Source organism: Cobetia marina, assembly GCF_001720485.1.
GTDB lineage: Bacteria > Pseudomonadota > Gammaproteobacteria > Pseudomonadales > Halomonadaceae > Cobetia > Cobetia marina.
The window spans coordinates 2,243,558-2,264,608 of sequence record NZ_CP017114.1 but is presented as its reverse complement, the minus strand read 5'-3'; the positions used below and the strand labels follow the sequence as shown (position 1 = coordinate 2,264,608).

The 21,051-nt window shown below is 60.9% G+C and carries 12 protein-coding genes and 1 pseudogene; 8 read left to right on the top strand and 5 right to left on the bottom strand.

The features are described 5' to 3' along the window. Window positions 1-107: 107 nt before the first annotated feature. Window positions 108-1,841 (top strand): BCCT family transporter, encoded by a 1,734-nt coding sequence (locus tag BFX80_RS09590; RefSeq protein WP_084208709.1) that lies wholly within the window; start codon window positions 108-110, stop codon window positions 1,839-1,841. A 670-nt stretch (window positions 1,842-2,511) separates the two neighbouring features. Continuing rightward, window positions 2,512-4,170: an AMP-binding protein gene (locus tag BFX80_RS09585; protein WP_084208708.1), complete on the top strand. Its 1,659-nt coding sequence runs from the start codon at window positions 2,512-2,514 to the stop codon at window positions 4,168-4,170. Window positions 4,171-4,339: 169 nt separating this feature from the next. Here the strand turns inward: BFX80_RS09585 and BFX80_RS09580 are convergent, their stop codons facing one another. Continuing rightward, window positions 4,340-5,587, bottom strand: coding sequence for a dicarboxylate/amino acid:cation symporter (locus BFX80_RS09580; protein WP_084208707.1), 1,248 nt, complete (start codon window positions 5,585-5,587; stop codon window positions 4,340-4,342). Window positions 5,588-6,355: 768 nt separating this feature from the next. Here BFX80_RS09580 and BFX80_RS09570 point away from each other — a divergent pair. From BFX80_RS09570 to BFX80_RS09555, 4 genes and pseudogenes are all read left to right on the top strand, one after another. Beyond that, window positions 6,356-7,557 (top strand): annotated as a pseudogene (locus BFX80_RS09570) (thiamine pyrophosphate-dependent dehydrogenase E1 component subunit alpha). 83 nt (window positions 7,558-7,640) lie between these two features. Then, window positions 7,641-8,609 (top strand): alpha-ketoacid dehydrogenase subunit beta, encoded by a 969-nt coding sequence (locus BFX80_RS09565; protein WP_084209720.1) that lies wholly within the window; start codon window positions 7,641-7,643, stop codon window positions 8,607-8,609. A gap of 146 nt (window positions 8,610-8,755) precedes the next feature. Continuing rightward, the gene (locus tag BFX80_RS09560) at window positions 8,756-10,483 is read left to right on the top strand and encodes a dihydrolipoyllysine-residue acetyltransferase (RefSeq protein WP_084208705.1); all 1,728 of its coding nucleotides are present in this window, start codon (window positions 8,756-8,758) and stop codon (window positions 10,481-10,483) included. A 28-nt stretch (window positions 10,484-10,511) separates the two neighbouring features. Further along, window positions 10,512-12,461, top strand: coding sequence for a serine/threonine protein kinase (locus BFX80_RS09555; protein ID WP_084208704.1), 1,950 nt, complete (start codon window positions 10,512-10,514; stop codon window positions 12,459-12,461). 220 nt (window positions 12,462-12,681) lie between these two features. Here the strand turns inward: BFX80_RS09555 and BFX80_RS09550 are convergent, their stop codons facing one another. Further along, entirely contained in the window at window positions 12,682-14,136 is a 1,455-nt protein-coding gene (locus BFX80_RS09550) for an aspartate ammonia-lyase (protein WP_077377375.1), read from the bottom strand. Between the two features lie 265 nt (window positions 14,137-14,401). On the opposite strand from BFX80_RS09550, the gene BFX80_RS09545 reads away from it, so the two are divergent. Continuing rightward, entirely contained in the window at window positions 14,402-15,334 is a 933-nt protein-coding gene (locus tag BFX80_RS09545; RefSeq protein WP_077377372.1) for a LysR substrate-binding domain-containing protein, read from the top strand. Between the two features lie 79 nt (window positions 15,335-15,413). Here BFX80_RS09545 and BFX80_RS09540 read toward each other — a convergent pair whose 3' ends face one another. The 3 genes from BFX80_RS09540 to BFX80_RS09530 form a co-directional block, all read right to left on the bottom strand. Next, complete coding sequence (locus BFX80_RS09540) at window positions 15,414-16,541, bottom strand: bifunctional nicotinamide-nucleotide adenylyltransferase/Nudix hydroxylase (RefSeq protein WP_240499743.1); 1,128 nt, start codon at window positions 16,539-16,541, stop codon at window positions 15,414-15,416. Window positions 16,542-16,927: 386 nt separating this feature from the next. Further along, window positions 16,928-17,881 carry a nucleoside hydrolase gene (locus BFX80_RS09535; protein WP_084208702.1) on the bottom strand — a complete coding sequence of 318 codons (954 nt, stop codon included), beginning with the start codon at window positions 17,879-17,881 and terminating at the stop codon, window positions 16,928-16,930. A gap of 119 nt (window positions 17,882-18,000) precedes the next feature. Then, complete coding sequence (locus tag BFX80_RS09530; RefSeq protein ID WP_084208701.1) at window positions 18,001-18,921, bottom strand: ribokinase; 921 nt, start codon at window positions 18,919-18,921, stop codon at window positions 18,001-18,003. 170 nt (window positions 18,922-19,091) lie between these two features. Here BFX80_RS09530 and BFX80_RS09525 point away from each other — a divergent pair, with 170 nt between their 5' ends. Further along, window positions 19,092-21,023, top strand: coding sequence for a PDC sensor domain-containing protein (locus tag BFX80_RS09525; protein ID WP_167593015.1), 1,932 nt, complete (start codon window positions 19,092-19,094; stop codon window positions 21,021-21,023). Window positions 21,024-21,051: the final 28 nt, after the last annotated feature.

Genomic DNA, 21,051 nt, shown 5'->3' with positions numbered 1-21,051 from the left:
ATGTCCCCATGACGCCTGAGGTTCCCTGAGCCCCAGTATCCGCTGTCATGAACCACGATACCGGTGTCATGAACAACGATAATAAAAGTCCGTCACGAGGTAGAAACATGCTGAAAGGAAAGGAACTGGATGCACTGATCGAGCAGCGAGGTGTCCTGAAGGGACTCAACTCGACGCTCGGTATCACCGCGATCACCATGACCGTGTTTTTCATTCTCTATGCGATTCTGTTGGGCAAGACGGCCAGCGATCAGTTTCTGGGTATCAAATCCTGGATAGAGAGCACCCTGGGCTGGTACTACGTGCTGGTCATGTTCTCGACCTTCGTGGTCTGTCTTTACGTGATGTGTTCGCGTGTCGGCAAGATCCGGCTGGGGCGTGACGATGAACGTCCGGAGTTCAGCAATTTTGCCTGGTTCTCGATGCTGTTCGGCTGCGGTACCGGCGCGGGCATGCTGTTCTTCTCGATGTCCGAGCCCATGATCCATTTCGCGAGTGACTGGAGCGGGGGCAATCCGTTTCTGAGTGCTGACATCAAGGCGGCCGTCGCCGTCTTCTTCGAGGCCAAGCAGGCAGCCTTGGCGAGTGGGCTCATGCCGGGGGACGAAGGCTTCCCGGTGCCTGACAGCCGCGTCGCGGAAGCGGCGGCCGGTGGCATCAAGCTCACCGTCTTCCACTGGGGGACGATCGCCTGGGCCATGTATGCCATCGTCGGACTGTCACTGGCCTATTTCGCCTTTCGCAAGGGCCTGCCGCTCTCGATGCGCTCGGCCCTCTATCCGCTGATCGGCAACCGTATCTACGGGCCCATCGGACATACCGTCGACATCCTGACCGTGTTCGGCACCATTTTCGGCATCGCCACCACGCTCGGCCTGGGCGTCGAGCAGATCGGCTCCGGCCTGATGTCACTGGGTCTCATCGAAGAGAAGTCGCGCATGGTGACCGTGGTCTCCATCCTGCTGATCAGCGCCATCGCCACTCTGTCAGCGACCAGCGGCGTGGCACGTGGCATCAAGCTGCTTTCCACCTTCAATACCTGGGTATGCCTCGGCATCCTTGCCTACTTCCTGCTGGTGAGCGATGCCAACTATCTGATCGCGAGCTCCATCACCGCGCTCGGGGATTACCTCACCGAAGGCGTCTCGATGACACTGTGGACGGCGCGCACGCCGGATGAGCGCATCTGGCAGGGCGGCTGGACCATCTTCTACTGGGGCTGGTGGATCGCCTGGGCCGGTTTCGTCGGCATGTTCATTGCCCGCATCTCGCGCGGCCGAACTATCCGTGAATTCATTCTCGGGGTGATGGTGATCCCCTCCATCGTGGCGCTGGTCTGGTTTGGCGTCATCGGCTCGGCGGGCATCTATCAGTCCCTGTACGGGGCCGACATGGGCATCTATACGGCTGCGGTCACCAACTGGGACTACGCCGGAACCCTCTACCACTCGTTCGAGGTGCTCACACCCGGCAACGCCGCGACCGTAGCCAAGGTGGCGGCGCTGGTCGTGGTGATCATCTTCTTCGTCACGTCTGCGGATTCCGGCACCCTGGTGCTGGGACGCCTGTTGGCCTTCGGTCGTCGTCCTCCGGTTCAGCAACGCATCATCTGGGGCATGATGCTGGGCGCCGTGACCTTGATCCTGCTGTTGCTGGGGGGAGATCAGGCGCTCAAGTCCCTGCAGGCTGCCTCGATCGCCGGCGCCTTGCCGTTCACCTTCGTGTTGATCGCCATGATGATCGGGTTGTTGAAATCGCTGCGCGAGGACGGCGAATCGATGATCGAGAACGAAGAGCATATCCGCAAGATGATCGAGAACGAGGTCCGCGACCTCTCTTGAGTTGCCTGTTCCTGACGTGCGCGCCAGACGTATACGCCTGACGTGTGCGTCCGGTGTGCAAGACATGAGGCCTCTTCCCCCTGGGCAGGGGCCTCGTTGTTTCTTGCGTTTAAGTGAGAAGGCGAGGTCTCGCTCATCCATGTCAGCGATTTTTCGGCTTTAGGCCAGGGCTGTTTTCTCCCTGGGCTCAGGGCTGTTTCCTCCTTGGGCTCAGGGCTGTTTCCCTGCTCCAGAGCCAGCCTGCGCATGTCACCAAGGTCGCAAGGCAATATCAAACGTACGTATGTTCCAATGCTGGCAGGTCCATCGATTCCGCCAACGGCGCGCAGCATGGGTTTGCGGCTATGCTGTCGAAAGTAAAGAGCCCACAGGCTGACACCCACCCGACGGAGCCCCAGCAGCGCCTCACCACGCAACTCACCACGATGTCTTACGACGTAGTCGCGCGACGACGTCTTACAACAACGTCATACAACAACAAGGTAGCGGGGGCAGTGACGCCGAGCGCCCCACGTACTGTTCAAGGAGCAACGCCATGCATGATCCCCTAGCGGCTCGACCCGATGAGCCAGGCAAGTCCACTAACGACGTGACTACAGATCTTTCCCACGTGGTAGATGCCTCGCCCGATGCTTCGAGAGCACAGCCAACGACAGGCGACACGAGCGGCATGTCGTGCCTGCGCTCCTCGCGGGAAGTGGACTTCACCGGCCTTGATTCCCTGATGGACATGTTCGAGAACGCCTGTCGCACCCACGCCCAGCGGCCGGCCTTCACTTGCATGGATCGCACCATGAGCTTTGAAGAGCTCGAAACTTCCAGTCGCCAGCTGGCGGACTGGTTCCAGCACGAGACCGATCTCAAGCCGGGCGATCGGGTCGCCATCCAGTTGCCCAATACCTTGATGTTCCCGGTGGTGGCCTTCGCCGTCATTCGTGCGGGGCTGGTGCTAGTCAATACCAATCCGCTGTATACCGAGCGCGAGATGGAGCATCAGTTCAATGACTCCGGTGCACGGGCGCTGGTGGTGCTGGCCAACATGGCCGACAAGGTGGAGCGGGTACGCGAGCGTACCAGCCTTGAGTACGTGCTGGTCTGCGAACTGGGCGACATGCATCCACCGCTCAAGCGCCTGTTGATCAATGCCGTGGTCAAGCACGTCAAGAAGCTGGTGCCGAGTTATCGCTTGCCGGATGCCATCCCGCTGCGTCAGGCCATCTCGCAGGGCAAGGCCGAGCGTTGGGAGCGGCCGACACTGGCACTCGATGATGTCGCCGTCCTGCAATACACCGGAGGCACCACAGGCGTCGCCAAGGGGGCGATGCTCACGCATCGCAACCTGCTGGCCAACATGCTGCAGGGCAAGATGGCGCTGACCCAGGGGCTCTCGGCCGGGAATGAGACGCTGGTGGCACCTCTGCCGCTCTATCACATCTATGCCTTCACCATTCATCTGGCCTGCATGCTCAGCGAGGGCAACCATTCACTGCTGATTCCCAATCCGCGGGACATTCCGGGCTTCGTGAAGACGCTGCAAAAGCATGACTTCACCATGTTCGTGGGGCTCAACACCTTGTTCGTGGCGTTGTGCAACAATCCCGGCTTCCAGGCACTGGATTTCTCTAAGCTCAAGATCACCACCTCGGGAGGCGTGGCGCTGACGCGCAAGGCGGCTGAAGAGTGGAAGCGGGTCACCGGCAGTGATATCTCCGAAGGCTACGGCATGACCGAGACCTCGCCGATCGTGTCGTTCAATCCGTTGGATGCCATCCAGCTGGGCACCATCGGGTGTCCGATGCCCTCGACGGAGGTGCGTCTCTACGATGAAGAGGGCGAGCTTGTCGCGATGGGAGAGCCCGGTGAGCTGTGCGTGAAGGGGCCGCAGGTGATGAAGGGATATTGGCAGCGTGAGCAGGCGACCAAGGATAGCTTCACTGCCGATGGCTTCCTGCGCACCGGTGACATCGCGGTCTTCCAGGACGATGGCTATATGCGCATCGTCGATCGCAAGAAGGACATGATCATCGTCTCCGGCTTCAACGTCTATCCCAACGAGGTCGAGGACGTGATCGTGCGACATCCGGATGTCCTGGAGGCCGCTGCGGTATCGGTTCTTGATGAACGTAGCGGGGAAGCCATCAAGCTATATGTGGTACTCAAGGACGGTGCGGAGCTTGAGGCGGATGCGCTGAGAGAGTGGTCGCGCAAGGAGCTGGCCAGCTACAAGGTGCCACGCCATGTGGTGTTCATCGATGACCTGCCCAAGACCAATGTCGGCAAGGTGCTGAGGCGCGAGCTGCGCGATTCCCCGCCGGAGGCGACAGCCTGAGAGGAAATGGCGAGAGACTCCTGACGAAACAAGAAGCCCCGCTCGATGAGCGGGGCTTCTTCGTGTCAGTCACTGATCGTACGGCTGGGGTGTCTCATGAGTGGCATGTCCTATGTGACATGTCACCTGAGCCATCGGACGAAAGACGTCGCAAGCACTCCTGGTGGCGTCACTGCTTGTGCGGCGCGTTGTAGATCTCCAGATCCAGTTCCTTCTCGGACTTGCCGACGAGGGTGGTGACCATCAGGTCGCCCGCGACGTTGACGGTGGTGCGCGCCATGTCGAGGATGCGGTCGATGCCGGCGATCACGGCGATCGCTTCCAGCGGCAGACCCACCTGGCTGAGCACGATGGAGAGCATGATCAGCCCGGCACCGGGAACGCCCGCCGTGCCGATGGAGGCCAGGGTACCGGTCAGCACGATCATGCCGTAATCCATCACCGACAGCTCGATCCCGGTCATCTGCGCGATGAACAGCGCCACGACACCCTGATAGATGGCGGTACCGTCCATGTTGATGGTGGCGCCTACCGGCAGTACGAAGCCAGATACGCCTTCCGAGACGCCCAGATTCTTCTGGGCACAGCGAATCGAGATCGGCAGGGTGCCGGAGCTTGAGGCCGAGGAGAACGCCACGACCAGCGCATCGACGATGCCACGCAGGTAGCGCATCGGGTTCAGCTTGCCCAGTGTCGCCAACAGGCCGGAGTAGACCACCAGCACATGCACGATGCTCGCCAGATACGCCACGGCGATGACCTTGGCCAGCGGCAGCAGCACATCCATGCCGTAGTTGCCGGAGACATGCGCCATCAGGCCGAAGACCCCGAACGGGGCGAAGGCCATCACGAACTCGGTCAGCTTGTACATCACTTCCGCGAAGCTGTCGAAGACACGCACGACCGGTTCGCCCTTGTCGCCGATCATGATCAGCGAGACGCCGATCCCGATGGCGAAGACGATGATCTGCATGATGTTGCCATTGGCAAGCGCATCAATGGGGTTGCTGGGCACCAGATCCACCAGGATCTGCACCAGAGACGGTGCTTCCTTGGTTTCCATGGCCTTGTCGAAGCTGAATTCGAAACCGGCACCCGGCTGGAAGATGGCAGACGCCAGCATGCCGATGGCAATCGCGAAGGCCGTGGTCAGCAGGTAAAGCGCGATGGTCTTGCCACCGATGCGCCCCATCTTCTGAGGGTCACGCATCGAGGTGATACCGACGACGAGGGTGCTGAATACCAGAGGTACGATCAGCATCTTGATGGCATTGATGAAGATATCGCCCAGCGGCTTGAAGACACTGGCGTTCTCACCCATGAGGGCGCCGGCAAGGATACCCAGCGCCAGGCCACCGAGGATCTTCTGCCATAGCGGCAGGCGGCGCCAGAGATTGGGACGTGAAGTGTCACTCATGTGGTTGTCCTTATTCGAGGTCGCGATCTCGATCGCTCATTGCACACAGGAGAACCCGAGCGCTGCTTGATAGGGGGTGTCGCAAGTTGAGGCACCATTTTAGTGCGTGAAGATTACCAGTCCACCTGAGTGGTCCCCTTGCATCTTTAGTCGTAATTTTGCGGTCCCATTGCAGGATTCTGCGTTTCCATACCAATCCTGCATAAGCTCATGCCGCGAATCGTTCCACCAAAGATGTAGCACTCAGGCAGTACTATTCACTGCAATCACTTATCTTTTACGTTAACGTCAACTTTCTAGCGCTGGCTGGACAACCTCGACTACGCTGACAGCAACGAGGCATGACGGAAACCACGTCGCATCGGCGATTGCCGGAGAGCGTATTGCATCGCGAGTCCTTCTCGCAGCACTTCTCTCTGCATTCCCGGGGTGGCTCAGCCAGACCATCTGCCTGCTCGCTCTCAAAAGGAGCGGGCGGGGGCCTCAGGCACCTGATCGGTAAAGAGGATGATGCGCATGTCCCATACAAGAACCACCGGCTCCTGCAAGGGCGATGGCTCCACCAGTGAGCCCGCCACTCGTGAACAGGCCCCCGCGGCCGCCTCCACATCGTCTGCGAGTGCAGCCAGGGCCTCAGCCTCGGACGCAGTGAAGGCTGACACGATGGCCTCGGGCTCTGAGCCGACCGCACATCCCGAGTTGACGTCACTTCCCACTTCCCGGCAGCTGGCACCTGAAACCGCGAATGTCCTGCATCGCATCGCCTTCATGACCGGCGATGAGCTCTGCATCCCTCTCTTCCAGCGTCTGCGCCAGGATGGCTCGCTGCATGAGGGGGGGAAGAGGTCAGTCTCACGCGCGAGAAAGCGCTCAGGATCTATCACACCATGCTGTTCATCCGGGTATTGGATGAGCGCATGCTGGCTGCCCAGCGTCAGGGGCGCCTGAGCTTCTATATGCAATGCACGGGTGAGGAAGCCACGGTGATCGGCAGTGCGGCCGCGCTGCAGGATGACGACATGATCATGGCCCAGTATCGCGAGCAGGGCGCATTGGCGTGGCGTGGGTTCAGCTGTGACGAATTCATGAATCAGATGTTCGGCAATGAACGCGACTACGGCAAGGGACGCCAGATGCCGATCCACTACGGCTCGCGTGATCTGAACTACATGACCATCTCATCGCCGCTGGCGACCCAGATTCCTCAGGCGACCGGCTACGCCTATGGTCAGAAGCTGGCGGGCAAGGGGCAATGCACCATTACCATCTTCGGAGAGGGTGCCGCGTCGGAAGGGGATTTCCACGCGGCCCTCAACATGGCATCGGTACATCGTGTGCCGTGCATCTTCCTGTGCCGCAACAATGGTTACGCGATTTCCACACCGTCCTGCGAGCAATTCGCCGCAGATGGCATCGCGCCGCGCGCCTTCGGTTATCACATGCAGTGCATCCGCGTGGATGGCAACGATGTGATTGCCGTCTACGAAGCCACCCAGGCGGCGCGCAAGATCGCCGTCGAGACGAATCAGCCGGTATTGATCGAGGCGATGACCTATCGCCTGGCCGCGCATTCCTCCTCTGATGACCCCTCGGGCTATCGCAGCAAGAAGGAAGAGGCCATCTGGCGCGACAAGGACCCCATCCTGCGCATGCGACACTGGCTTGAGGCCCAGGGCTGGTGGAGCGAGGAGGAGGAGAAGGCTACCGGCGATCAATTGCGCCGAGAGGTGCTCGAGTCGATGAAGCGCGCCGAGAAACTGGCTCCGCCTCCGCTGGAGAGCCTGATCACTGATGTCTATGACACGCCGCCCCCTTTGCTGGAAGCGCAGATGGAAGACCTCAAGCAGCATATCCGCAAATACCCGCATGCCTATCCCAAGGGGGCCAGCAGCATGGGGTTTAGTGCCGATGAGATCGAGCAGAGCCGCAAGGCCCATCAGCAGCGTCAGCAGGGAGGCCAGCCGGCATGAGCGATTCGACCCCGACCACTGCCCGTCTCGACGTCACTCCCGCATCGGGTGAGACAGCCGGCGCGAGCTCAGGCAAGAAGCAGATGAACATGCTGCAGGCCATCAACAACGCGCTGGACATCGCGATGGCGGCCAACCCACAGGTGGTGCTGTTCGGTGAGGACGTCGGCGTATTCGGCGGTGTCTTCCGTGCCACCAGTCATCTGCAGGACAAGTACGGCCGTGAGCGTTGCTTCAATACGCCCTTGACGGAACAGGGCATCATCGGCTTCGCCAATGGACTGGCGGCGCAGGGCTCGACCCCGGTCGCCGAGATCCAGTTCGCCGACTACATCTTCCCGGCGTTCGACCAGATCGTGAACGAGGCGGCCAAGTTCCGTTACCGCTCCGGGGATCTCTTCAATGTCGGCGGGCTGACCATTCGAACCCCCTATGGCGGGGGCATTGCCGGCGGGCTCTACCACTCCCAGTCACCTGAAGCCTATTTTGCGCATACCCCCGGGCTCAAGATCGTGATTCCGCGCAACCCCCATCAGGCGAAAGGCCTGCTGCTGGCGGCGATCCGTGACCCCAATCCCGTGCTGTTCATGGAACCCAAGCGTCTCTATCGCGCTTCCGTGGGCGAGGTGCCGGAAGCGGATTATGAGCTGCCGCTGGGCGTCGCCGAGGTCATCCGTGAAGGCCGCGACATCACGCTTCTGGGCTGGGGAGCCCAGATGGAGGTCATCGAGAAGGCGGCCGCATTGGCCGAACAGGATGGTATCGACTGCGAGGTGATCGACCTGCGCAGCATTCTGCCCTGGGATTTCGAGACCGTATGCCAATCCGTGCTCAAGACGGGTCGCCTGGTGGTCAGTCATGAAGCACCGCTGACGGGAGGTTTCGCCAGCGAGATAGCGGCAACCGTGCAAGAGCGTTGCTTCCTGTATCTGGAAGCGCCCATACGTCGTGTCACCGGTTTGGACACACCGTTCCCGCTGGTGCTCGAGAAGGAGCATCTGCCGGACGAGCTCAAGATATACGAAGCCATCAAGCAGAGCCTGAATTACTGAGCCCGAGTGATTGAGCTCGAATGACTGAGCCTGAATGACTGAGCACGGATCTGGAATTGCTGACGGAGGCTCGATGATGTCGAGACCGCTCATGTCCAGGTGACGGCTTGTGTTTACGTGATGAGTTGCAGGGAGTGACGTGTGCCATGAATGATTTCATCCTGCCCGATATCGGCGAGGGGATCGTCGAGTGCGAGCTGGTCAAGTGGTTGATCAAGGAAGGCGATGTGATCGAGGAAGATCAGGCGGTCGCCGAGGTAATGACGGACAAGGCATTGGTGGAAATTCCCGCGCCTCACGCAGGTACCGTGGTTCGTCTGTATTGTCGGGAGGGCGAGATTGCCCGGGTGCATGCACCGCTGTTTGCGGTGGATGAGGCGGGTGAGTCGAATGGGAATGGTGGGACAGGTGAAGCAGGTGGGGCAGATGGACAAGCAGCGCCGGCTGGCGATCACGCCCCGTCCGGAGCGAAGGCGCTGGGCGCCGACAGCGCGGATCAGACCGCTGGAGAGGCTGTCAGTGAACGACGTTCGCGTGATTTCATCCTCCCGGACATCGGCGAAGGCATCGTCGAATGTGAGGTGGTCACCTGGCATGTGGCCGAGGGTGATAAGGTCGAGGAAGACCAGACGATCGTCGATGTGATGACAGACAAGGCGCTGGTCGAGATCACGGCCTCCGAGCCCGGGCGAATCGTGCGCTTCCATTACGCTCAGGGGGAGAACGCCCGTGTCCATACCCCCTTGTACGCTTATGTGCCTGACAGCGATGACACGGCCGACGAGGCATCTGGCGTGGCGCACGAGGCAGTCACGGAGGCAGGGATGGCGCCGGCTGCAGCACAGCACGCTCCGTCTGCCTGTGCCTCAGGCATGTCCCCGGCCCAGGTGCGCATTCCTGCCACGCCGGCGGTTCGTCGTCTGCTGCGCGAGCATGCGCTGGACATCAGCGCCATTGCGGGCTCTGGTCGCAACGGCCGGGTATTGAAAGAGGATGTGCTCGCCTATCTCGCGCGTGATTCCGTGGCTGCTGGTACGTCAGATCGCCCGACAGCATCTTCTGCAGACCAACGCCATCGGGACGTGGACCCCGCGGCTGCGGGGTCCTCCGATGTGGCGGTGGCCGAGCCGGTGGCGTGCGAGTCGCACGAGCCACGTGCAGCGCGGCTGGAAGCCAGGCAGGTCCCCCTCAAGGGCGTGGCGGCCGTCATGGCCCGACGCATGGTGCAATCCAGCACCCAGATCCCCCATTTCCATTACGGTGATGAGCTCGATGTGACGGAGCTGCTCGCGCTGCGTGCGCGTCTCAAGTCACGGGCCGACAAGGAGGGGACTCGCCTGACGCTGATGCCCTTCATCATGAAGGCGATGGCATTGGCGGTGCTCGAAGAGCCGATTCTCAATGCACGTCTCAGTGACGATGAAAGCCAGGTGCTCTATCACGCAAGCTGCAATATCGGCATGGCTGTCGATGGTGCCGCCGGCCTGATGGTGCCCAACGTCAAGGGCGTCGAACGCCTGAGCATCCTCGAGATCGCGCGTGAGGTGGCCAGACTGACCGAGGCGGCACGCAATGGTCGTGTCCCGCAGGCGGATCTCAAGGGTGGCACGCTGTCGATCTCCAACATCGGTGCTCTGGGCGGCACCTATGCGGCCCCGATCATCAATCAGCCCGAGGTCGCCATCGTGGCCCTCGGTCGTACTCAGCGGCTGCCGCGCTTCGATGTCGATGGCAATGTCTGCGCGCGCGACATCATGACGATCACCTGGGCCGGGGATCACCGCATCATCGATGGCGGTACCATCGCTCGCTTCAGCAATCTGTGGAAGCACTATCTGGAGCATCCCGATGAGATGCTGCTGTCGCTGGCATGACGGGGTTCGATGAGGGAGGCGCTTGTCCATGAGTGACACGCGCGCTCATGAGCGCCTGCAACAGTTCTATATCCCGGAAGAGCAGTCCATCTACCTGCTCTCGCATCATGATGCCAAGAAGCTCAAGGACTGGGTGGCACTGTGCATTGCCCAGCTCGAGGGGCTGGGCTATCGCGAAATCCATCTGGTGGGCAAGGGGGCTTATGGCTTCGTGTTTGCCGGGTGGCGCCCTGGTGAAGGCACGGCCATTCGAGAGGAGCACGTCTTCAAGTTCACGCGGGTCACCTTGCCTCAGGCGTTGCAGGACCGTCTGGAGGAAGAGGCCTTCATGCTCGACCAGGTCGCGCATCCGTTGATTCCGCGCCTGATCAGTTACCAGCGCGTTCGCCGCCAGTCGATACTGGTCATGGAGCGCGCGCCGGGCATCAATCTCGAGGAGTACTCGCTCAAGCATGGCCGCATGTCACCGCGTCTGGTGATCAGGGTCGCCAGTCAGCTTGCCGGGATTCTCAAGTCGCTGCGTGGGTCATCCGCAAGCCCCGACACGCCCGCGGTGGTGCACGGGGATATCAAACCGTCCAACCTGGTCTTCGATGCCGAGCGTGAGCAGGTAGCATTGATCGACTGGGGCAGTGCCGTCTTCGCGCAACTCGACGAGCACATGCAATACCTCACGACCAATGTGATGCAGCTGATGTCGGATGATCTGCAGCAGACCAACGCGCGACTGGGCGATGTCTACTTCATCGGCGAGGAACAGCTCAATGGCGCGCTGTCCTCGCCTCGCTTCGATGAGCAAGGCGTGGCCGCGACACTCTATGCACTGGCGTCAGGGCAGTCGTGTCGCTTCGGCGTGCGGGCCATCCCGGCAACCTCGCTGGGACTGCCACGGGAGTTCGCGCGCATGCTGGATGGCATGCTGGCGGAAGACCCGATGCTGCGCATGCAGGCGGGTGACTACTTCCTGCGCGAGATGCCGAGAATGGCTCGTCTGGTCATGCCGGAACTGCCGTCATCGCCGATACCCTCTCTGCTTCCCGTCTGGGTGCGGCCTGCCGCCCGCGACATCGACACCGTCGTCTATACCTCGCGCAAATCCTTTCTGCGGGAAGCCTTCGAGATCGATGGCATGGACAGCGCGCAGGCCAACCTCGAAGACGGCGACCACGCCAATGCGCTGGATGCCGTCAATGACGTCCAGCTGGATCGCTATTACAAGAACTTCATGCAGGGCATGGGAGATACGGAGAAAGCCTTTCTGGCCGCGGTGAGCCGGCTGGGGAAGTATCCGATCGTCGGGGGACTGGCGATCCGCTGGGAGCCGCAGGGCATCTTCGTGGACACGGCGCTGCACCTGCATGACCCCTCGCTCAAGGCCGCCTTCGTGGTAGCGGTCAACAACATGGTGGCGCTGGCGCGTGCCATCTATCGACAGGGTGTGTTCAAGGCCTGTCTGTTCAATGCGCGTGATACCTTGCACCTGGAGCGCGACGACCCCGAGGACGCCTTCACGCTGCCGCAAGCCTCCCCTCGGCGTGAGGCACTCCGCTTTCCCTATGAAGTCAGCGCCGTTCCGGAGCTGGAGGATGAATCACGAGTGCACTCCTATTTCGAGGATGGCCCGGATCCCGAGGAGTTTCTGGCCCTGCCGGAACAGATCATGAACGCGCTGTCGGAACTCAATCAGATCCATCACACCGGAATGCTGATCTTCGAGGCATTGCCGCATCATCTCAAGATCCACAGTTATTACCGTCTGCTCGACCCTGGGCGTGAAGCCGATTTCGCGCATCTTCTGGATGTCATCCTGGCCGCCGTGCCACTGATTTCCGGACTGGGGGTGTCGGGCTTCATGAAGATGCCCTACAAGAACACCAAGCACTTTGACCACGTCGAAGCGCAGCCCGAGCGCTTCTACCCGCGTGACCCTCGGGTCAACATGACGACTCGGCAGGATCCAGCAGGGCAGGCCAGATAGCAGCGTGACACTTGAGAGAAGCGATAAGCGATAAGCGATAAGCGAGGAAAGAGGAAAGAGGAAAGAGAAGCGACTTGTCTTGCCGCTATCCTGCAGACAAACGCCCCGCTCAGGTTTCAAGCCTGGACGGGGCGTTTGTCATTTCAGGCTGCGCGTCATACCACGTTACGGTTTGGCGCTAGGATAAATCGTGATGAGTCATCGGAACGCTACTGCAGCTTCAATCCTTCATCTGGCGCGGCCGTGTCATCGCCTGCGGCGACAGCAGTGCTTCAAGGCGCGCCTCATCCAGCAGGCCTTCCTCGCGCACCAGCTCCAATACGCTGCGACCGCTGACCAGGGCTTCCTTGGCGATGCGGGTCGCGTTGTCATAGCCGATGTAGGGGTTGAGGGCAGTGATCAGGCCGATGGAGTTGTTGACCAGCTCCGCACAACGATCCCGATTGGCCGTGATGCCGATCACGCAGCGATTCTTGAGCATGGTCATGGCTCGGCTCAGCTGGCGGATGGAATCCAGCAGCTTGTAGGCGATCAGCGGCTCCATCACGTTGAGCTGCAACTGGCCGGCTTCCGCCGCCATGGTCAGCGCGGTGTCGTTGCCGATCACGTCAAAGGCGACCTGGTTGACGGCTTCCGGAATCACCGGATTGACCTTGCCCGGCATGATCGAGCTGCCCGGCTGCTGAGGCGGCAGGTTGATCTCGTTGAAGCCGGTGCGCGGGCCGGAAGACAGCAGACGCAGGTCATTGCAGATCTTGGACAGCTTGACCGCAAGGCGCTTGAGCATGCCGTGGAACAGCACGAAGGCCCCCATGTCGCTGGTCGCCTCGACCAGGTCCGACGCCGGACGGAAGTCGATGCCGGAACGACGTGCCAATGCCTCGATGGCCAGGGCGCTGTAGCGCGGATCGGCGTTGATGCCGGTGCCGATCGCCGTGCCCCCCAGATTGACTTCCTTGAGCAGCTCGTTGAGGTTGGCGATGCGCTCGACATCTTCGCGCAGGGTGTTGGCGAAGGCGCGGAATTCCTGGCCCAGCGTCATCGGCACCGCATCCTGAAGCTGGGTGCGCCCCATCTTGACGACATCATCGAATTCCAGTGCCTTGCTGGCAAAGGCATTGGCCAGTTCGCTCAGCGCATCCACCAGCATCGAGTGGCTGCGCAGCAGGCCGACACGAATGGCCGTCGGATAGGCGTCATTCGTGGACTGCGCCATGTTGACGTGATTGTTGGGGTGCAGGTGCTGGTAATCCCCTTTCGGATAGCCAAGATATTCCAGCCCGAGGTTGGCGATCACCTCGTTGGCATTCATGTTGGTCGAGGTACCGGCACCCCCCTGGATCATGTCGACCACGAACTGATCGTGATGATCGCCATTCATCAAGCGTGCACAGGCATGCTGGATGGCATCGTGCTCACGTGTCTCGAGATAGCCCAGCGCGTGATTGGCTTCCGCGGCAGCGGCCTTGACCAATGCCAGGCCTTCCACCAGACGCGGGAAGTGGGACAGCGGCACGCCGGACAGATGGAAGTTGTTGAGTGCACGCTGGGTCTGGACACCGTAATAGGCCTCTGTCGGGACCGGCTCGCGTCCCAGTAGATCCTTCTCGAGGCGGAAACCGTTTGCCAATGCCTCCTGCTCTGCATGGCTGAGGTCGGGCTGTGAGGATGGCATGGCGTTCTGAGCGGTTTCCGAGGCACTGTTCACTTGGGCGGAACTCCTGGCTGAAGTACACTGTTGCGCTTGAAGCGCGGTGAGGTGGACAAGGGTAACCAGCAGGATGCCCCGACGACCAATGCCTATCGCCGCTGCCGTATACGTCAAATGCATACGACGAAGGTAGTGATTCTCCCCCGTGAAGCTCACTGCCAGAGACAAGGCGCTACATGACCGGTTTTCACGCATATTGCCGGCATGATCGATATCGATGGGAGTTCGGGTGAACCTGGAAACAAAATGGCTGGAAGATTTCGTCGCGTTGTCCAACACGCGCAGCTTCTCCACCTCGGCTCGCCTCAGACATGTGACCCAACCAGCCTTCAGCCGTCGAATTCGCGCGTTGGAGCAGGCCGTGGGCACCACGCTGGTGGATCGTTCGACCACGCCTGTCAGCCTGACGCCGGAAGGACAGTTGTTCCTGGTGACCGCGCGCAACCTGACCGAGCAGTTGTCCGAATGTCTGGCCCATCTACGGGGGCTTGGGATGGCCAACGAGACGCTGGACATCGCGGCGGCACACTCGCTGGCGCTGGCGTTCTTCCCCAAGTGGATCTCGCGCCTTCAGCAAGGGCTGGGGGAGTTGCCGACGCGGCTCTCCGCCATGAATGTCGGCGATGCCATCCATGCCCTGCGTGAGGGCAACTGCGATCTGATGCTGGCGTATTACGACCCTTACGCCAGCATGCAGCTGGATGCAGAGGCATTCCCCTCCTTCTCGGTGGCCAAGGTCAACATGCTGCCGGTCTGCGTGCCGCTGGAGAACGGCGAACCACGCTTCCCGCTGACCGGCCAGAGCGAAACCAGTCAGGACGCGATTCCCTTGCTCTCCTATACACAGGGAGCGTTCCTGGGGCGCAGCGTGAAGATGTTGCTCAAGAATGATCCATTGCGGCTTCGTCTGCGCACCGTCTATGAAATGGCGATGGCGGAGGGACTCAAGGGCATGGCGTTGCAGGGAGTGGGCATGGCGTGGATTCCGGACTTCTGCATCCGGGATGAGCTGGAAAGTGGCAAGCTGGTGAGAGCCGGCAATGACGCCTGGGATATTCCGCTGGAGATTCGTCTCTATCGTTGCTCACTGGTTCACAAGCCGGGGATCGACAAGCTGTGGAAGCAGCTGATGAATCTGCCGCGAGATTTCCTTCAGGCCTGACAGGCCACACCCAGACACGACAACGGCAGGCCAATGGCCTGCCGTTGTCGTGTCTGGCAAAGCTGTCTCTATCGGCGAGTCAGAAACTGCTTTGCCCCGCATGCAAGCCCAGAAAGTTCTGGATGATGAAGAAGTGGTCTTCGAACAAGGTGTCAGGCTCCAGATCTGCCAGTGCCACCCAGCGAGCCTGCTCTTCGCTGTCCTTGCCACTGCTGCGCAGTTTCGGTAACTGCTGCTCCGGGCGCAGTGCGAAATAGAAGGCCTCTGCCAGCGTGCGACCGCGCCAGCTGCGATGAGGCTCATCGAACAGACGCTGCCCACGCAGTGAGCCGCGCAGGACGGGCTCTGGCACCTTGAGCCGCACGCGTTCTCTCAATTCGCGCAGGCAGGCGTCCAGCAGGCGCTCCTGCGACTGGACGAAGCCCCCGGGCAAGGCGTAAAGCCCCTTGCCAGGCGCAGCGCGTCGGGTGGTCAGCAGGATATGCCCTGATTGCACGACGACCGCATTGACCGTGATGAACAGGGGAGGATAGGGCGCGTCACTCCATGCCGCGCGATACTGCTCGAGCAGTCGACGCTCCTCGACCAGACCTTGCCATGCCGTTTCCTCCAGAAAGCCGCGCAGATGTTCTGCGACGCTGCCGGGCAGCAACTCCAGTCCCTCGTTGTCCAGCCAGTCCTCGACTCTGGCCCGCTCGCTGAAGATCACATCGCGGATATGGCTCGCCACCATGCCCTCGTGGTAAGGCCCTGCCACGGATTCCCACTGCGGGAACAGACTCAGATAATAGCTGGAGCGTGCATTGTCATTGCCGTGGGTGGCCCCGATCAAGGCGATGCGGGGCATGCGATTGGCCTGCGGGCGTGCGATGTCACGCACCTTGCGCTGCACATCCCGCACCCAGACATCGTCGTTGTAGAGAGCATCCAGCAGCGGCACGATTTCCAGTCGGGCATTGGCATCCTCCCCGAAACAGCTGCGAATCATGCGGGTGCGTTCATCGAAGGTGAAAGGGTTGCGCAAGGAACGCGCCTGCCAGGCGGACCCCACCAGGACGATGACCTGGCGTGCACGACGCAGGGCCTCTTCCATGATCGCGACATGACCATGGTGAACGGGTTGGAAGCGGCCGATGAAGACGAGACAGTCATACTGACAGGCGTTGTCTGCCGAGCCCTCGGAGCAGAGCTGAGACGGTGCACGCATGGCGGGCATGAGAGACGATGAGGGCATGAAACGCTCCATGGAATTCTGAAGACTGCGTCTGGGTGGCAGGTCGTGCGTCCCCGATAGCCTATCAGATAACGCACATACGCTGAGCATGGCCTGGCAGTGTGCGATCTGTCTGCGTCTGCAAGCATCTTTTATTATACCGTTACCTTGTATCTCCGCACAGATATCAATCCTACCCACAACACTGTCATCGACGAAATGGGAGAGGCGAAAGACGAGAGAAACGAGAGAGGCAATAGAAAGCGGAGAGAAGGCGAGGCATCACGCAGACTGGCTACCCCCCGCAAGGCATGCCTTGCAGGGGGCCAGCCGGTATCGTCATGACCCGCGGTGCGTCACGTGATATCGGGAGTATAGGCTCAGGAAGCCTTGGCGGTCAGCACGTCGGTGATCCACTCGACGACCTGCTCACCGTTGGCATTGACGCAGACGTCGACCAACGGTGTCTGGGACCATTGATTGCCGAGGAACTCGCGTCCTTGCGGCGCGAACAGGGTCTGGCCTTCCGCCAGCCCTTCGACTTCGACGCTCAGGTGGCCACGCTCGACGGTGAACATCTCCGGCTTCATCAGCCAGGCCAGGGCACAGCTGTCGTGCGGACAGCAGCCATCGATGCCACGGGCTTCCTGGTAGAAGGCCTTGTAGAACTGATAGCTGCCGGACAGCACCTCGCCCAGGGCACCTTGCGCGACACGGATGCGCTCGACATGTGCCGGGGACAGCACGCAGCGGTGAGTGGCATCCAGGCCGACCATGGTCAGCGGCCAGCCTGCCGTGAGCACCTTGGAGGCGGCATGCGGGTCGTTGAAGATATTGGCTTCCGCCACCGGGGAGACGTTGCCGCCTTCACGGATGGAGCCACCCATCACGACCACCTGCTTGACCTTGGTGATGATGCTCGGGTCCAGTTGCAGGGCGGTTGCCAGGTTGCCCAGCGGGCCTACCGCGACGAGGGTGATCTCGCCCGGACGCGCATTGACCTGCTCGACGATGAACTGCGGTGCACTGATGGGCAGCGCCTTGCCCTCGGGCTCCGGGATATCCATGTTGCCAAGGCCGTTGGCGCCGTGGATGTGCGCCGGTGCGGGGAACTTGTCCTTGACCAGCGGTTGGGCAGCACCCTGTGCGACCGGGATATTCTGGCCCGTCAGCTCTCCCAGCAACAACGCATTGGACGTGGCGGTCTCGATGGTGACGTTGCCAAAGGTGGTCGTCATGCCGAGGAATTCGATGTCCGGATGTGCCAGGCAGATGGCGATGGCCTGGGCGTCATCAACGCCCGGGTCGGTATCAAAGATGATGGGAGTCTTCATGATGTCCTCTTGCCGATAAAGCCATGAACCGGTGCCATCGGCACCTCAATCAGCGTGCCGTGGGCTGAGCCTCACCCTCAGGAAAGGCTCAGACCTGTCCGGTTCAAGGGGGTGATCGTTCAGTTGCTCAATGCGTCCAGGGGGGGCCACTCCGCCAGGGCGTCAGCGACATCGCTGCTGCCCGGAATGCTGGGAGCGGCGCCTTCACGACTGACACAGAGTGCGGAGGCCGTGCTGGCGCGACGCAGACTGTCTTCGATGTTCATGCCATCGATCTGGCTGGCCAGGTAATAGCCGATGAAGGTATCGCCGGCAGCGGTGGTATCCACCGCCTTCACGCGATGGGCAGGCAGCTGGATGCGCTGCTCGCCCAGCTGATAGCAGACGCCCTCGCTGCCCAGAGTCAGCACCACCTCGGTGGCGGGCAGGCGCTCATGCAGGGCATTGAGCAGCGTGTCGACCGGTGCGCTTTCTTCCAGCTCGACCAGTTGCGCCGCTTCGCCACGGTTCAAGAACAGCACCTGGCAATGCTCCAGCGGGAGATCCAGCACTTCAGCACCCATCGGCGCCGGGTTGAAGGCGATCTTCATGCCCTTGGCATGCGCCATCTCGATGACCTTGCCAAGCGCATTGCACTCGTTCTGAAGCAGCAGCCAATCGCCCTGGGTGACTCCGGAGAACAGCTCGGAGAGGTGTTCGTCGGTGAAGCCATGATTGGCACCAGGGTAAAGGATGATGCTGTTCTCGGCGTGATCATCCACCTGAATGATGGCGTGACCGCTGGCGCTGGCGCTCAGTTCGACCTGAGACGTGATGACACCGGCGCTCTCCAATGGCTCAAGTGCCCAGCGGTCGGCATTGCCGAGACGTCCCCAGTGGGTAACATCTCCGCCTGCGCGTGCCAGAGCGAGGGACTGGTTGGCCCCCTTGCCGCCCAATACCTGACGGAAGGAGTGACTCGCCAGAGTTTCACCGGGGCGAACCAGATGAGGGACCCGGTAGACGTGATCGATATTGATGGAACCGTAGTTGTAAAGCATGCAGCCTCCTTGGGGTCGAGCATCCTAGCAAAGCCTTGGCCGCCTGTCCGCAGTCCTGACACCAAGGTCTGACCTTTTGGACATGTTTGAGCGTTGAAGCGCGAAGTCCACGTATAGGCAAGAGAAGGCGCATACTCGATTCACTTATGGAGGAATCAGGAAATCCGCCAATGCCGGGAATTCAACGTACCCCCATCACCATCAAGAAATGGGTCTGGCGCGCGCTGTTTACCAGTACCATGATCCCGTTGCTGCTGGTAGAGACGGCGCTGGTAGCGGTGTATTTCCTGTCCAACGACGAGATACGTGATGCCAATCTGAATTACCTTCAGGCGCAGTCGAGCAGTGAGTTGAATCTGGCCATGCTGCGCGAGGCCAAGAGCCTCAATCGTCAGCTGGAACATATGCAGGATCTCTCCACCGGTATGGCGGCACAGGCCCGCATGATTCGACTCGACAGTGCTTCTCCCGTCAGTGCGGAGCAAGCGGCTCGGCATGGATTCGAGCGCAGTGGCGGCTGGGCCAGCCAGAGGGATGAAGGGGATCAGGCCAGTGGCTTCCATGCCGTGCTGCCTGATATCGAGATCGATGTGCCACTGGCATTGCGAATGACGGCCATGGACCCCCTGATGCGCAATATCGTCTCGACCCATCCCGCGGTCATCCAGACCTTCGTGACGCTGGCGAACTGCTATGTGCGAATCTATCCCTATGTGGATCTCGTCGAGTTGTTGCCCCCCGATCACGATTGCCGAGACTTCTCCTTCTTCTACCTGGCCGCACCGGCCATGAATCCCGAGCGCCACACCGTCTGGACGGATCTCTATCAGGACCCCGCCGCCAATGGCTGGATGACGTCTGCCGTCACGCCTTTTTACGACGGTGACGAATTTCTCGGTGTGGTAGGCATCGACATGACCCTGGATGTCATCGTCAACCAGATTCTGGCCATGGAACTGCCCTGGAGCGGCTTCGCGATGCTCTACGATGCCAAGGGGCGCTCACTGGCGGTGCCGTCGAGGGGCGAATCTTTGCTCTCTCTGGCACCGGTCGAGCAGCCGGACGTCAGCATTCTCCAGGAGGAGGACGTGCTGCGGCCGGCGCAGATGGAGCTGTCCAGGCATCCCGTCTTCGCCACCCTGTCCGAGCAGATCCTCGGGCAGCGTCGTGGCTCTGCAAGCGTCTTGGTGAATGGTGAGCCCTTCAAGGTGGCCTGGGAGCGTCTGAGCAGCAATGACTGGATCATGTTGAGCATGGTGGAGGAGTCGGCCGTCTTCTCGCGTACCGCCGAGATCGGGCGCAATTTTCAACTGGTCGGCATGGCGCTGGTGGGCGGACTGATTCTCTTCTATCTGAGCTTCTTCCTGCTGATGAGCTGGCGCACCCACCACATCAGTCGCCATCTGTCCGTGCCGCTGGCAGAGCTCAGGGATCGCCTGCATCGTATCGGCATGGGGGCGGAGATCGAGTCTCCTGGGCAATGCGGTATCGTCGAGCTGGATGATGCCCATCATACGGCGGAAGAGATGTACCGACGTCTGCGCCAGACCCAGCAGGAACTCCAGGCCAGTGAGCGGCGCTTGCTCGACTCCCTGGAAGCCAGTGGCGACAGTCTGTGGGAGATGGATATTCCCGGGCGCATCATCCACATTCACCCCAATCTGTGGCGGATGCTGGGAGCGACAGGGCGTGAGCCGCTGGTGATGCGCGAGCTGGACTTTGATCGGCTGATCCATCCTGATGACCTGGAAGCCGTGCATGTCCTGCGTCACCGCGTGTTCACCACCTTCGGCGATACCTTCGAATGTCAGTACCGCATGCGCGCCCCGGGAGAGGAGGATCTGCGGCACATCGAAAGCATGGGCTGCAATGCGCATTCTGATCTAACGGTTGAACCGGGCATCGAGCCGCAAGGCGGCGAGGGCCATGCGGCATCGTCGGCGAGTCGGCATGACGAGGATCAGGCGGCGGATGCCATTGATTGGGTATTGCTCATCTCGCGCGGGCGGGTAGTGACGTGGGATGCCGAAGGCCACCCCGTCAAGGCCGCCGGCATGCATATCCGTATCGACAGATCCTCATTCGCCAGCCACCTGCGCTGAGCGAGCTCAAGAGTGATCTCAGGCTAGC